The sequence below is a fragment of the Streptomyces sp. NPDC050315 genome (genome assembly GCF_040655775.1).
Taxonomy (GTDB): domain Bacteria; phylum Actinomycetota; class Actinomycetes; order Streptomycetales; family Streptomycetaceae; genus Streptomyces.
Genome location: NZ_JBFAKN010000006.1, coordinates 396,157 through 408,706, shown reverse-complemented (window position 1 = coordinate 408,706; position 12,550 = coordinate 396,157). Strand labels below are relative to the sequence as shown.

Here is a 12,550-nt window from a genome sequence, read left to right as displayed (position 1 = left end):
GGGCGGATCGTCAGCCCAGATCGGGTGCGTGCAGCGCCCGGACGCCTTCGATGTTGGCGTCGAGGTAGTGCCGCAGGGAGAGCGGTACGACCTCGACGGAGGCGATACCGACGCGGGTGAACGGCACCCGCACGATCTCGTACTCCCCGCACGGCTCCTCAACCTCCGGGCCGTGTCGCCGGGCCAGGTCCATGGAGTCGAGCCGGCAGACGAAGAAGTGCTGCACCTTCACGCCGTCCACGCCGCCGTCCGTGACGTGCTCAACCGTGTCGACGAAGACCGGCACGACGTCCTTCACCTTGGCGCCCAGCTCCTCGTCCACCTCCCGGTGGAGGGCGTCGATCACGGTGGCGTCCTCGGGCTCCACGCCACCACCCGGCGTGATCCAGTACGGGTTCCGTCCCGGCTTGGTGCGCTTGATCAGGATGAGGTCGTCACCGTCGAGCAGGATCGCGCGGGCGGTGCGTTTGACGACTGGCCGTACGGTCATAGGGGACAGATGCCGCTTTCGACGGCTGGTGAAACCCGCGTCTTGCGGGGCGCGTGACATCCGGCCGCGGGCGCGCCGGATACGCCCCGGTCAGCGCCGGAACGAACCCCTCCAGGCCGCTCACCAGTGCGGTAGCGCTCCTGCCGGTCACCAGGCCGCCGCGGCCCGCAGCAGCCACTCGTGCGCGCGGGCGATGTGCGGCAGGGCGAGCGTCCCGGTGCGGACGACGAGGAAGTACGTGCGCAGCGGCGGCACCGGCGGGTCCAGCAGCGAGACCACCTCGCCGCGGTCGAGGGCCGGTGCGGCGAGGTAGCGCGGTACGACGGCGAGCCCGGCGCCGGCCGCCGCGCAGGCCAGTACCGCGCGCAGGTCGGCGGCTATCACGGCGGCGGGCGCCGTGGGCCGGGCGTCGAAGACGGCGGACCAGTAGCGGGTGACCAGCGGCAGGCTCTCGTGCACCTCGACCACCGGTACGGGGTCGAGGGCCCGCGGGCCGCGGTCCTGGAGGTGGGCCGGGCCGCCGAGCCGGTTCGCCCAGCGGGGCGCGGCGACCAGAACGTGTTCCTCGTCGCACAGCGGGGTCGCGGTGAGCAGTCCGCCGCGCGGCCGGGCGGTGGTGACGGCGAGATCGTGGTGGCCGGCGGCGAGCCCGTTGAGCAGCTCCTCGGCGGAACCGAAGGAGGTGCGGACGGCGAGGCCCCGGTCGATGAGGGGGGCGAGGGCCGGGAGGGCGCGTTCGGCGGCGAATTCCGGGGGCCCGGCGAGATGAAGGGTGCGGGTGACGGATTCCTCGTCGAGTCCGGCTTCGGTGATCTCGGTGAGGGCGTCGAGATGCGGGGCGATCTTGTGGGCGAGTTCGTCGCCGACGGTGGTGGCGATGACCCCGCGCGGCCTGCGCAGGAACAGCGGGCGGCCGAGCTGGCGTTCCAGCGTCCGTATCTGACTGGTCACCGCGGGCTGGGAGAGTCCGAGGAGGGCGGCGGCGCGGGTGAAGGAGCCGGCCCGGTGCACAGTGACGAAGGTGCGCAACAGCGCCAGATCCATCCATACCCCCTTCTTCCGGGATGCCTGCTCGCGGGGTCACTATAAATTTGTCGATAGGGCTGTGTCGCTAGCGTGATTGGACACTGACGCTGAGTCAACTAGCCTTGATTGTGCGGTTCGTTGCGCATTGAACCGAGGGCGGTCCGAGCCACGAGGGGGGAGGCTCGGACCGTCTGCTGTGCGTACGGCCGCCGGGCCCGCCGATCGGAGCGGTACTAGCCGCGCGCGGCACTGTCCAGCGCCCGGAGCACGTCCGCGACCAGGTCGTCCGGATCCTCGACGCCGACGGAGAAGCGGACGAATCCGTCCGGTACGGCGTCGCCGCCCCAGCGTCCCCGCCGCTCGGCCGTCGACCGGACTCCCCCAAAACTCGTCGCGTCGTCCACCAGCGTCAGTCCGGCCAGAAAACGTTCCGCGTGCGCCTTGTCCGGCAGGACGAAGGAGACGACGCAGCCGAAGCGTCCGGGGCGCATCTGGGCCACCGCGCCCTTGTACGACGGATCGGTGGGCAGTCCCGGGTGGCGCAGCCCGGTGACCTCCGGGCGGTCGCGCAGCGCCTCGGCGAGCGCCAGCGCGCCCACCGCCTGCCGCTCGACGCGCAACGCCAGCGTGGCCAGCGACCGGTGCGCGAGCCACGCCTCCATAGGGCCGGGGATCGCGCCGACGGTCTTGCGCCACTGCCGTACGGAGTCGGTGAGGGCCTGGTCGCGGGTGGCGACATAGCCCAGCAGGAGGTCGCCGTGGCCGGTCAGCGCCTTCGTGCCGCTGGCCACGGAGAAGTCGGCGCCGAGGCCGAGCGGGCGCTGGCCGAGCGGCGTGGCGAGGGTGTTGTCGACGGCGACCAGAGTGCCCTGGGCGTGCGCGGCCGCGGCGAGCCGGCGGATGTCGCAGACGTCCAGGCCCGGGTTGGAGGGCGTCTCGATCCACAGCAGCCGGGCGCCGTCCAGTACGTCGAGCTGGGCGTCCCCGGCGGTGGGGGCGGTGCGGACCTCGACGCCGTAGCTCTCCAGGCGCTCCCGGACGGCGGGCATGAGCTGGTAGCAGTCGTTCGGCAGGACGACCACGTCGCCGGTGCGGACCTGGGAGAAGAGGACGGCGGAGATCGCGGCCATCCCGGAGGCGAAGACCGAGGTGTGGGCCGGCTCGCCGGGCGACTCCAGCTCCGAGATCGCCTCTTCGAGGAGGGTCCAGGTCGGGTTGGACTCGCGGCCGTAGGTGTACGGGCCGGTGGCATCGCCCGGCAGGTGGTAGTGGGCCGCGAAGACCGGCCCCGGGAGCGTCGGGTGGTACGCCTCGGCCTCGGGGAGGCCGGCCCGTACGGCCCGGGTGCTGTCGCCGGTCATGCGCGCGTCGTCGCCTGTCATGGGCTCTCCCCGCCTCTCGTCCTGCGTCCTCGAAGCCTGCCACGCCGCCGTAGTACGGGTCAGGAACATCCGTATCGAGAACGGCCGTGGCGTGCGTCACGGGCGCCGGGCCGGGCGCCCGCAGCAGCCGGGAGGGAGGGGGGAGACCGGTGGGGCGGTGCGGTCAGTCCTTGTCCGGCAGGATCACGTGCAGTGCCCAGGAGACGATCGAGACGATCAGGCCGCCCAGTACCGCGGTCCAGAAGCCGTCGACGTGGAAGGCCAGGTCGACCTTCCCCGCCAGCCAGGACGTCAGCATCAGCATCAGGGCGTTGATCACGAGCGTGATCAGGCCCAGGGTGAGGATGAAGAGCGGGAACGACAGCAGCTTCACCACGGGCTTCACGATGACGTTGACCACGCCGAAGATCAGCGCGACCAGGATCAGCGTCCAGACCTTGTTGCCGGTACTGGTGCCGGTCAGCGTGATGTCGCTGAGCAGCCAGGTGGCCACGGCGAGGGCCCCGGCGTTGGCGAGCGTCTTGACCAGAAAATTCTTCATGGTGGGATCGTCGCAGACACGACGGTGGCAGTGAGGGGTGCGCGGGTGATGAAGGCGTTCAGGCTGGAGGAGCTGGAGGCGGAACGGGCCGCCAACGACGGTGCGTATCTGCAGTTCCTTCGGGAGCGGAACATGTCGGCCGGGCTGTACGCACTGGACGCCGGCAGCAGCGATCCGCAGGCGCCGCACCAGCAGGACGAGGTGTACCTGGTGGTGAGCGGGCGCGCGTCGATCACGGTGGGGATGGAGACGACGCAGGTCGCGCGGGGCAGCGTGGTGTACGTACCGGCCGGGGTGCCGCACAAGTTCCACCACATCACCGAGGATCTGCGGGTCATGGTGATCTTCTCGCCGCCGGAAGGCTGAGCCGGTGGGCCGACCGGTGAGCGAGTGGGCCCGGCCGGTCGGCCTCCTCCCGGCAGCCGAGCCGGGCCTTCCGTACCCGTAGGGGAAGGGTCAGGGGACAGCCGGGGCCGTGGGGCCCCAATGTGGCCGGTCGGCGCCCTAGCATCGATGGTGCAGGGCGGGATCGGACAGGAGCCGGGCGGGCCGGGCGAGTACCGGGCGACGACCAGAAAGCAGGGCAGAGAAATGGCCGTGAAGGAGATTTTCGCGGGACTCCCGTGGTGGGTGAAGTGGGTCGCGGTGCCCGTCATCCTGCTGGTCGTCTTCGGCGGGCTGATCGGCAGCGTGGTGGGCTTCCTCATCGGGCTGCTCTTCAAGATCCTGCTGGCGGTGGCACTGATCGCGGGCGTGGTCTACCTCGTGCGCAGGTTCACCGGATCGTCGTCCTCGTCACGCGGCGAGTGGTGAGTTCGCGGCAGCGCGGAATTGCCGGGCGTCCCGTTCCCCCGCAGGGGTACGGGACGCCCTTTGTTTGTCCCCTGCGAACTGGTGTCCGGGGCGCTCGCGGCGGACGGGCTTCGGGCCGAGTCAAGAAATGCGCCGCCTGAGGTAATTCGCAAGCTAATCGACCTGCCGTCCGCAGCGCTCACGTTAGAGTGCCGACGCGGGGCATCTTCCGGATGCCGACGTTCCGGACCGTCCGGCCGGTCCGGGCGACACGGACGGTGCCCGGAAAGCGCACGCGGCACGGGCGCGGGGCCCGAGCCCGGGGTCGGCACCCCGGCGACCTGTCCTGGGGGTTGGTCTTGGCCACGGCGAACGACGCATCCACGACTTCCCCGACGCTGATCGGCTCCGTCCAGCGGGCGCTGCGCCTCCTCGAAGCGGTGGCCGGCCACCCCCGCGGCGCCCCCGCCAAACAGCTGGCCAGGGAGACCGGTTATCCCCTCCCGACCACGTACCACCTGCTGCGCACCCTGACCCACGAGGGATATCTCCAGCGCGAGAACGGCGTGTTCCTCCTCGGCGAGGCCGCCGAGCTCATCGGCCGGTGCGGGGCCCGCCGCCGGCGCTACTCCCGGATCGCGCAGGCGCTGTCGGCGATCGGCCAAGAAGTCGGCGCCGCGCTGTATTTCGCGGTGTATCACGCGGGCGAGGTGGAGGTGGTCGCGGTGAGCGACGATCCGGAGCGGCCGCCGGTCGAGGAATGGGCGGACTTTCGTACGACCGCTCACGCGCACGCGATCGGCCAGTGCCTGCTGGCCCAACTCGACGAGGAGGAGCGGAAAGATCATCTTTCCCGGTATCAAGTGCAGTCGCTCACGGCCCATTCCGTACGGACGGAGGGTGAACTGCTGCACCGGCTGAACACGGTGCGTAAGGCCCAACTCGCCGTCGAACGCGAGGAATATGCCGTCGGTACGGTGTGTGCGGCAATTCCCATTCGAGTTGGTTCGGCGGCGGCGACCGTGGCGATTTCTCTCCCCGCAGGTGAGGCGGAGAGACTGCTGGCGGTAACCGAAAAGGTGCAGAGGATGGCGGAGTCGACCCTTATGACGCTGGCCTTCTCTATCAGTATCTGAAAAATTACTCCTTGTGATCTGTCGGCAACTCGTCGACGATGGCGTCAATAGCGGTCGGCGGATCATTACCGGCCACTTCGATCAAGTAGTGCGGGGCAGTGGTTGATGAGCCAAACAGTGCAGGCAGAAGTGATGATGAGCTTCATCGTCTCCGAGGAACTCGCCTTCCGGATTCCGGTGGAGCTCGATTTCGACAGCGCCGATCCCTATGCCGTGCGCTTCACGTTCGATCTCCCGGGCGATGCCCCGGTGACCTGGGCGTTCAGCCGGGAACTGCTCCTGGACGGCCTGAGTCGGCCGGCCGGTGAAGGGGACATTCACGTGGCGCCGGTCTCGGGCGCGCACCTCAGTGATGTCTTCGTCAGTCTGCAGGTGGGCTCCGAGCAGGCGCTTTTCCGCGTCGGCGCGGCTCCGTTGGTCGCTTTCCTGGACCGTACGGACCGGCTGGTGCCGCTCGGCCAGGAGCAGATCTGCGGCACGCTCGACGCGGAGCTGGACCGGATCTTCGCGAACGCGCAACGGGCGGGCTGACCGCCGGTCCGGCCCGGTCAGCGCTTGCGGCGGCGGCCCCGTCCACCGCGCCTGCTGCCCGGCTGCCCGGGCCCCGGACCGGCCGCCCGGCCGTCTTCCTCCTGCGGACCGCTCCGGCTGCCGCGGTCGGCGGAGACCACCAGTACCGCCAGCAGCGTGGTCAGCGGTACGGACACGACGAGCCCGATACTGCCCACGAGCGTCCGGATGATCTCCTCGGCCACCATTTCGCTGCCGGCGACCGTACCGACACCGCTGCGGGCGATGGAGAACAGCAGGAGCAGTGGGAGCGCGGCGCCCGCGTACGCCAGTACCAGCGTGTTCACCACCGACGCGATGTGGTCCCGCCCGATCCGCATCGCCGCCCCGTAGATCTGCCGCCGGCTCGCCGTCGGGTCGGCGTCCCGCAGCTCCCACACGGCCGCCGTCTGGGTCACGGTCACGTCGTCCAGTACACCCAGCGACCCGATGATGATCCCCGCCAGCAGCAGACCCCGGATCTCGATGCCCGGGTAGAGGCTGTGCACCAGTCCCGTCTGGTCGTCCGTGTTGCCCGTCAGCTGTGCCCAGCCGATGAACACCGATCCCAGCAGCCCGATCAGCAGCAGTGACGCCAGCGTGCCGAGCACCGCGACCGATGTACGGGCCGTCAGGCCGTGGCACATGTACAGCGCGATGAGCATGATCGCGCTGCCCCCGACCACCGCCACCAGCAGCGGATTCGAGCCCTGCAGGATGGCCGGCAGGATGAACACGGTGAGGACGGCGAAGCTCGCCGCCAGCGCGACCAGTGCCAGCACCCCGCGCAGCCGCCCGACGACCACCACCGCCAGCGCGAACACCGCGGCGAGCACCCACATCGGGAAGGTGCGGTCCACGTCGGTGACCGAGTACTGCAGGTCCCGGGGCGCCTTGGGCGCGTACGCCACCACGACGTCCTGGCCCTCGGTGTAGCGGCGCGAGGCATCCGGCGTCACCACGGTCTTGAAGCGGTGCCCCGTGTCCTTGCCGGTGGTCACCTCGATGGTGGCCTGCTCACAGCGCTGCGCCTGCTGCTGCGCGCCACCGCCGGGTCCCGTCGGCGGCTGTTGCTGCTCCATCTGCTGCTGTTGCTGTGCGTTGACGTCGGCGCAGTCCACCTTCGTCAGCTGGACGACCCGCGCGGACTGGGTCTCCTGGTCGAAGCCGACCCCCGTGGGCTTGTGCGGCGGTGCGCCGCCGGGCCAGAGGGCGATCAGCCCGACGCCCACCGCCAGGGCGAAGGGGATCAGTACCGCGGCGATGACCTTGCGCAGGTGGCGCGAGACGGGCGCGGCTGGTCCGTGGCCATGGCTGTGGCCGTGTGCATGCGGATGAGTGTGCGGCTGGGGCTCGGGCTCGTTGCGGGTCACCGCCCGATCATCCAACAACTCACCGGGCCCCCTGGTCACCACGCGGCATCGGCCGCTACCGTGGTGGCACCTTTGCAATCGCGGGAGCTCGGAGCACCGGGCTGAGAGGGCGCTGATTCCGTACCAGCGGTGTTTCACGTGAAACACCGACACGGGAAGAGCTGCGTCGACCGCCGAACCTGTTACCGGGTAATGCCGGCGTAGGGAGTGGGTCTTAATGACTCTGCAGGATGCACGCACGCCCGAAAATGGCCAGGACGCTGCCGAGACGACGCAGCAGATCGGCTGGCACAAGGGCTACATCGACGGATCGCGCCCCGACATCCAGGTGCCGGTCCGGCGAGTGCACCTCACCAACGGCGAGCACGTGACGCTTTACGACACGTCAGGGCCGTACACCGACCCCAATATCGAAACCGATGTCCGCCGCGGCCTCGCGCCGCTGCGGGAGAACTGGATCATCGCCCGCGGCGACACCGAGGAGTACGCGGGCCGGCCGATGCGCCCGGAGGACGACGGCCTCAAGCACACCTCGCCGCGTGGCGGCCTGAAGAACCTCGACGCGGTGTTCCCGGGCCGGCCCCGGCAGCCGCGCCGCGGTCGGGACGGCGCCGTCACCCAGCTCGCGTATGCCCAGCGCGGCGAGATCACCGCGGAGATGGAGTACGTCGCGGTCCGCGAGAAGTGCAGCCCCGAATTCGTGCGGGACGAAATCGCGGCGGGTCGCGCGGTACTGCCGGCCAACGTCAACCACCCGGAGATCGAGCCGATGATCATCGGCAAGAACTTCCTGGTGAAGGTCAACGCCAACATCGGCAACTCCGCGGTGACCTCCTCCATCGAGGAGGAGGTGGAGAAGATGACCTGGGCGACCCGCTGGGGCGCCGACACGGTCATGGACCTCTCCACCGGCCGGAACATCCACACCACCCGCGAGTGGGTGCTGCGGAACTCCCCCGTTCCCATCGGCACCGTCCCCCTCTACCAGGCCCTGGAGAAGGTCGACGGCAAGGCCGAGGAGCTCACCTGGGAGATCTACAAGGACACCGTCATCGAGCAGGCCGAGCAGGGCGTCGACTACATGACGGTCCACGCCGGTGTGCTCCTGCGGTACGTCCCGCTCACCGCCCGCCGCAAGACCGGCATCGTCTCCCGCGGCGGCTCGATCATGGCGGCGTGGTGTCTGGCGCACCACAAGGAGTCCTTCCTCTACGAGAACTTCGAAGAGCTCTGCGACATCCTCGCCTCGTACGACGTCACGTTCTCGCTCGGTGACGGCCTGCGCCCCGGCTCCATCGCGGACGCCAACGACGAGGCCCAGTTCGCGGAGCTGAAGACGCTCGGCGAGCTCAACACCATCGCCAAGTCGCGCGGCGTGCAGACCATGATCGAGGGCCCGGGCCACGTCCCGATGCACAAGATCAAGGAGAACATCGACCTCCAGCAGGAGATCTGCGAGGAGGCGCCGTTCTACACCCTGGGTCCGCTCACCACCGACATCGCTCCCGCCTACGACCACATCACCTCGGGCATCGGCGCCGCGATGATCGCCTGGTGGGGCACGGCGATGCTCTGCTACGTCACGCCCAAGGAGCACCTGGGCCTGCCGGACCGCGACGACGTGAAGACCGGCGTCATCACGTACAAGATCGCGGCCCACGCGGCCGACCTGGCCAAGGGCCACCCGGGCGCCCAGGAGTGGGACGACGCCCTCTCCGACGCCCGCTTCGAGTTCCGCTGGGAAGACCAGTTCAACCTGGCCCTCGACCCGGACACGGCCCGCGCCTTCCACGACGAGACGCTCCCGGCCGAACCGGCCAAGACGGCGCACTTCTGCTCCATGTGCGGCCCGAAGTTCTGCTCCATGAAGATCTCCCAGGACATCCGCCGCGAACACGGCGGCGACCTGGCCGTGGACCCCGAGGCCGGCATGGCCGAGAAGTCCAAGGAATTCGCGGCAGCGGGCAACCGCGTCTACCTGCCCCTTGCGGAATGACCTCCTGATCCTTCCGTTCTACACACGCCCCCGGTCCCGTCGTGGACTCGGGGGCGCCGTGCTTGTGATGGGCCCTGTGAAGCGAGTTTTCAGGTGAATGCCGCGCGGAAGGCGTCGAGTGCGGCGTCGGAGTCGTGGCGGGCCCAGCCTTCGAGTGCGACGGTGCCGTTGTATCCGAGGTTGCGAAGCTCCCCGGCGATGGCGGGGTAGTGGATCTCCCCGGTGCCGGGTTCACAGCGACCCGGTACGTCGGCCACCTGGATTTCGCCGACGTAGGGGAGGGCTTGGCGAACCAGTTCGATGAGGTTTCCCTCGCCGATCTGAGCGTGGTAGAGGTCGAGGTTCATGCGCAGGTACGGGCTGTTCACGGCCTGTACGAGGGCGAGCGTGTCGGCGGCGCGGGCGAAGGGGGTGCCCGGGTGGTCGACGGCCAGGTTGAGGTTTTCGAGGGTGAAGACGCGGCCGGCCTCCTCCCCCAACTCGGCCACCCGGCGCAGCGTGTCGAGCGCCGCCGGCCACATGCTGGGCGTGACGTTTTCGACGGGACGGACGGGGAGCCCCTTCCCGTCCAGGCCGGTGCCGTGCAGGTTCAGGCGCGGGCAGTCGAGCCGCTTGGCCACGTCGAGGGACTGTCGGGCCGAGGTGAGCAGAGCGTCGATGCCGTCGGGCTCGGTGAGGTTGCCCTCCAGGTAGCCGGTCATGGAGGAGAAAGTGGCTCCGGTGGCGGTGAGGGCGTCGATGTCCTTGGCGGACCAGTCCCAGACCTCCACTTGGAAGCCACGCTCGGCGATATGGCGGACCCGCTCGGGGAAGGGCCGGTCGAGGTAGAGCATTTCGGCGCAGGCGGCCAGCGTGTAAGGAGTGCTGCTCACTTGGTCACCTCGGCGATGTCGACGGCGGAGGCGGTCTTGATGCTGCGGATGGCGGCCAATGCGATGGACAGTGCCCGGCGTGCGTCGTGCCCGGTGACCGGTACCGGGGACTGGTTACAGATGGCGTCGGTGAACGCCCTCAGTTCGGCGGTGTACGCCGCGCGCAGCAGCTCGGTGTCGCGTCGGGCGGTGTCGGCCTGGATCCCGTCGGCTCCGTAGTAGGTCATGTCGGTGCGGCGTCCGTTGCCGGCGGTCACCATGCCCTCCGAGCCGAAGACTTCGGCGCGTACGTCGTATCCGTAGAGCGCGGAGAAGGAGGCCTCGGTGGTGGCGATGGCGCCGTTGTCGAAGCGAATGGTCACAACGGCGGTGTCGAGGTGGCCGTCGGCCTTGGCGTCGGGGCGAACCAGCGCATCGGCGGTGGCGTGGACGCGCACGGGGGTGGCACCGGGGTTGAGCCAGCACACGGTGTCGAAGTCGTGGATGAGGGTTTCGAGGAAGATCGTCCACTGCGGAATGCGGGAGGGGTCCGCGGTGAAGGGTCCCGGGTCGCGGGTCAGTGAACGCAGCAGCTGCGGAGCCCCGACCTTACGTTCGTCGATGGCGGCACGGGCTGCGGCGAAGCCGGGGGCGAACCGGCGGTTGAAGCCGACCTGGAGCACGATGCCGGCTTCCTCGGCCGCGGCGATGGCGAGGTCGGCATCCTCCAGGGTGACCGCCATCGGCTTCTCGACGAAGACGTGCTTGCCGGCGGTAGCCGCGGCCACGACCAGGTCGGTGTGTGCGCGAGCGGGCGCAGTGATCAGCACTCCGTCGATGTCGGCCCGGTCGAGTACCTCCGCGACGTCGGTGGTGGCCAGCGGGACGTCGAGTGCGGTCGCGAGACGTTCGGCGGCTCCGGGGACGGGGTCGCTGATCGCAGCCAGCGTGGCTCCGGGGACATGCCGGGCAACGATCTCCGCGTGGTTCGAGCCGATGCGGCCGGCCCCGATGGTGGCCAGTTGCAAGGTGTCCGAGGCGGGCCGGGCGCTACGACCGGTGCTGACATCGGTGACGGTCATGGAGTGCTCCACATCACTAGTACGTTCTAGTTGCACAACGTAAAGCCCACTCCGCATGGGGTCAAGAGGTGGATATGCTCGGCACAGGCGGCACCCGCCGGGGGCGGCGCGGGCGTCCGCAACGATTCGAGCAGGTAGGAGCAGCGGAAGTGGGCGAGCCCGAGGAGGCACGCGCCGAAGCCGAGCAGCGCTCGCCCCGCACGTCGGCCACCGGCGGCAAGCGCGGAAACGGGACCCGGCCGACGATGGCCGACGTGGCCCGGGCGGCGGGTACGTCCACCGCACTCGTATCGATCGTCATGCGCGGCGTGCCGGGAGCCAGCGAGGCCACCCGGCAGCGCATCATGCGGATCGCCGACGAACTGGGCTATGTCCCCGACCAGCGTGCGCGCAAGCTCCGGCAGTCCAGCTCCCGGGTACTCGGCGTCTCCTTCGAGCTCCAGCAGCCCTTCCACGGCGACCTCGTGGAACACGTCTACTCCGCCGCCGCGCAACGCGGCTATGAAGCCGTGATCAGTGCGGTGGCCCCCAGTCGCAGCGAAATGACGTCCGTCAACGCCCTGCTTCGGGAGCGGTGCGAGGCGGCGATCCTCCTGGGCAGCGGGCTGGAACCCGAGGAGCTGACGAGCCTGGCCCGCCGGGTGCCGACCGTAGTCGTCGCCCGCCACACCGATGCCTCCGGCGTGGCCGTGGTGCGCGGTGACGACACAGCGGGGATCGCGCTCGCCGTCGACCACCTCGTGGCGCTCGGACACCGGCGCATCGCCCACATCGACGGCGCCGGCGCCCCTGGCAGTTCCGACCGTCGGCTGGGCTTCCTGGAAGCCATGGGGCGCCACGGACTCCAGGACTCGGCCGACGTGATCGCCGGTGGTCTCACCGAGACCGCAGGCGCCGAAGGCATGCGCTACCTGCTCGACCGCCCCTCGCCCCCCACCGCCGTGATCGCGTTCAACGACCGCTGCGCCACCGGCGTGCTGGACGTCCTCGCACGTCACGGACGTGACGTGCCCGGTGATATTTCCGTCGTCGGCTATGACGACTCGAGGCTGGCGAAGATACCGCACGTGCAGATGACCACCGTCTCGCAAAACCCCGAGCAGTTGGCGAAGACCGCGGTGGCCGCGGCGCTCGACCTGGCCGCCGGCCGCTCACCTCAGGAGATCGTGCTCACGCCGCGCTTGGTGGAACGCGCGACCACGGGACCCGCCCCCTCCTGAACCGCACCGTCGAAGTACTTCACGCCGACGTCGGAATTATTTCGTGCGTATGTCTTGACATGAATTAGAACGTACTAGTTCCCTATCGGCACCGGTTCTTGCCGCCTGCGGG

General features: G+C 69.6%; 13 protein-coding genes and 1 riboswitch. Of the genes, 6 read left to right on the top strand and 7 right to left on the bottom strand.

Annotated elements, in window-relative coordinates:
- Positions 1–10: 10 nt before the first annotated feature.
- The 4 genes from AB0I82_RS24140 to AB0I82_RS24125 all read right to left on the bottom strand — a co-directional run bounded on the left by AB0I82_RS24140 (position 11) and on the right by AB0I82_RS24125 (position 3,439).
- Entirely contained in the window at positions 11–490 is a 480-nt protein-coding gene (locus AB0I82_RS24140; protein WP_223734974.1) for an NUDIX hydrolase, read from the bottom strand.
- 147 nt (positions 491–637) lie between these two features.
- On the bottom strand, positions 638–1,534 hold the full coding sequence (locus tag AB0I82_RS24135) for a LysR family transcriptional regulator (protein ID WP_363259426.1): 897 nt from the start codon (positions 1,532–1,534) through the stop codon (positions 638–640).
- A 215-nt stretch (positions 1,535–1,749) separates the two neighbouring features.
- The gene (locus AB0I82_RS24130; RefSeq protein ID WP_363259653.1) at positions 1,750–2,877 is read right to left on the bottom strand and encodes a cystathionine gamma-lyase; all 1,128 of its coding nucleotides are present in this window, start codon (positions 2,875–2,877) and stop codon (positions 1,750–1,752) included.
- Positions 2,878–3,061: 184 nt separating this feature from the next.
- Positions 3,062–3,439, bottom strand: coding sequence for a phage holin family protein (locus tag AB0I82_RS24125; RefSeq protein WP_363259425.1), 378 nt, complete (start codon positions 3,437–3,439; stop codon positions 3,062–3,064).
- A 48-nt stretch (positions 3,440–3,487) separates the two neighbouring features.
- Between AB0I82_RS24125 and AB0I82_RS24120 the strand changes: the two genes are divergently transcribed.
- From AB0I82_RS24120 to AB0I82_RS24105, 4 genes are all read left to right on the top strand, one after another.
- On the top strand, positions 3,488–3,805 hold the full coding sequence (locus AB0I82_RS24120) for a cupin domain-containing protein (protein ID WP_030259591.1): 318 nt from the start codon (positions 3,488–3,490) through the stop codon (positions 3,803–3,805).
- 225 nt (positions 3,806–4,030) lie between these two features.
- Positions 4,031–4,252, top strand: coding sequence for a DUF5326 family protein (locus tag AB0I82_RS24115; protein ID WP_363259652.1), 222 nt, complete (start codon positions 4,031–4,033; stop codon positions 4,250–4,252).
- Between the two features lie 338 nt (positions 4,253–4,590).
- Positions 4,591–5,367, top strand: a complete 777-nt coding sequence (locus AB0I82_RS24110) for an IclR family transcriptional regulator C-terminal domain-containing protein (protein ID WP_363259424.1) — start codon at positions 4,591–4,593, stop codon at positions 5,365–5,367.
- 105 nt (positions 5,368–5,472) lie between these two features.
- Positions 5,473–5,898, top strand: a complete 426-nt coding sequence (locus AB0I82_RS24105) for an SsgA family sporulation/cell division regulator (RefSeq protein ID WP_363259422.1) — start codon at positions 5,473–5,475, stop codon at positions 5,896–5,898.
- Positions 5,899–5,915: 17 nt separating this feature from the next.
- On the opposite strand, the gene AB0I82_RS24100 is transcribed toward AB0I82_RS24105, so the two are convergent.
- Entirely contained in the window at positions 5,916–7,289 is a 1,374-nt protein-coding gene (locus AB0I82_RS24100) for a YibE/F family protein (RefSeq protein WP_363259421.1), read from the bottom strand.
- Between the two features lie 70 nt (positions 7,290–7,359).
- A riboswitch (TPP riboswitch) is annotated at positions 7,360–7,513 on the top strand.
- On the opposite strand from AB0I82_RS24100, the gene thiC reads away from it, so the two are divergent.
- On the top strand, positions 7,507–9,285 hold the full coding sequence (gene thiC / locus AB0I82_RS24095; RefSeq protein ID WP_363259420.1) for a phosphomethylpyrimidine synthase ThiC: 1,779 nt from the start codon (positions 7,507–7,509) through the stop codon (positions 9,283–9,285). (Overlaps the previous riboswitch by 7 nt.)
- Before the next feature lie 89 nt (positions 9,286–9,374).
- Here the strand turns inward: thiC and AB0I82_RS24090 are convergent, their stop codons facing one another.
- Together AB0I82_RS24090 and AB0I82_RS24085 are read right to left on the bottom strand one after the other, a co-directional pair.
- Entirely contained in the window at positions 9,375–10,157 is a 783-nt protein-coding gene (locus AB0I82_RS24090; RefSeq protein ID WP_363259419.1) for a TIM barrel protein, read from the bottom strand.
- Positions 10,154–11,218, bottom strand: a complete 1,065-nt coding sequence (locus AB0I82_RS24085; protein WP_363259418.1) for a Gfo/Idh/MocA family oxidoreductase — start codon at positions 11,216–11,218, stop codon at positions 10,154–10,156. Before AB0I82_RS24085 ends, AB0I82_RS24090 begins: the two co-directional genes overlap by 4 nt.
- 149 nt (positions 11,219–11,367) lie before the next feature.
- On the opposite strand from AB0I82_RS24085, the gene AB0I82_RS24080 reads away from it, so the two are divergent.
- Positions 11,368–12,438, top strand: a complete 1,071-nt coding sequence (locus tag AB0I82_RS24080) for a LacI family DNA-binding transcriptional regulator (protein ID WP_363259417.1) — start codon at positions 11,368–11,370, stop codon at positions 12,436–12,438.
- The last annotated feature ends 112 nt before the right edge of the window (positions 12,439–12,550 follow it).

Excerpts from the sequence above, each read along its gene's own strand:
- AB0I82_RS24115 (WP_363259652.1), top strand. The coding sequence starts at position 4,031 with ATGGCCGTGAAGGAGATTTTCGCGGGACTCCCGTGGTGGGTGAAGTGG.
- AB0I82_RS24105 (WP_363259422.1), top strand. The coding sequence starts at position 5,473 with ATGAGCCAAACAGTGCAGGCAGAAGTGATGATGAGCTTCATCGTCTCC.
- AB0I82_RS24130 (WP_363259653.1), bottom strand. The coding sequence starts at position 2,877 with ATGACCGGCGACAGCACCCGGGCCGTACGGGCCGGCCTCCCCGAGGCC.
- AB0I82_RS24085 (WP_363259418.1), bottom strand. The coding sequence starts at position 11,218 with ATGACCGTCACCGATGTCAGCACCGGTCGTAGCGCCCGGCCCGCCTCG.
- AB0I82_RS24140 (WP_223734974.1), bottom strand. The coding sequence starts at position 490 with ATGACCGTACGGCCAGTCGTCAAACGCACCGCCCGCGCGATCCTGCTC.
- AB0I82_RS24125 (WP_363259425.1), bottom strand. The coding sequence starts at position 3,439 with ATGAAGAATTTTCTGGTCAAGACGCTCGCCAACGCCGGGGCCCTCGCC.
- thiC (WP_363259420.1), top strand. The coding sequence starts at position 7,507 with ATGACTCTGCAGGATGCACGCACGCCCGAAAATGGCCAGGACGCTGCC.
- AB0I82_RS24135 (WP_363259426.1), bottom strand. The coding sequence starts at position 1,534 with ATGGATCTGGCGCTGTTGCGCACCTTCGTCACTGTGCACCGGGCCGGC.
- AB0I82_RS24120 (WP_030259591.1), top strand. The coding sequence starts at position 3,488 with ATGAAGGCGTTCAGGCTGGAGGAGCTGGAGGCGGAACGGGCCGCCAAC.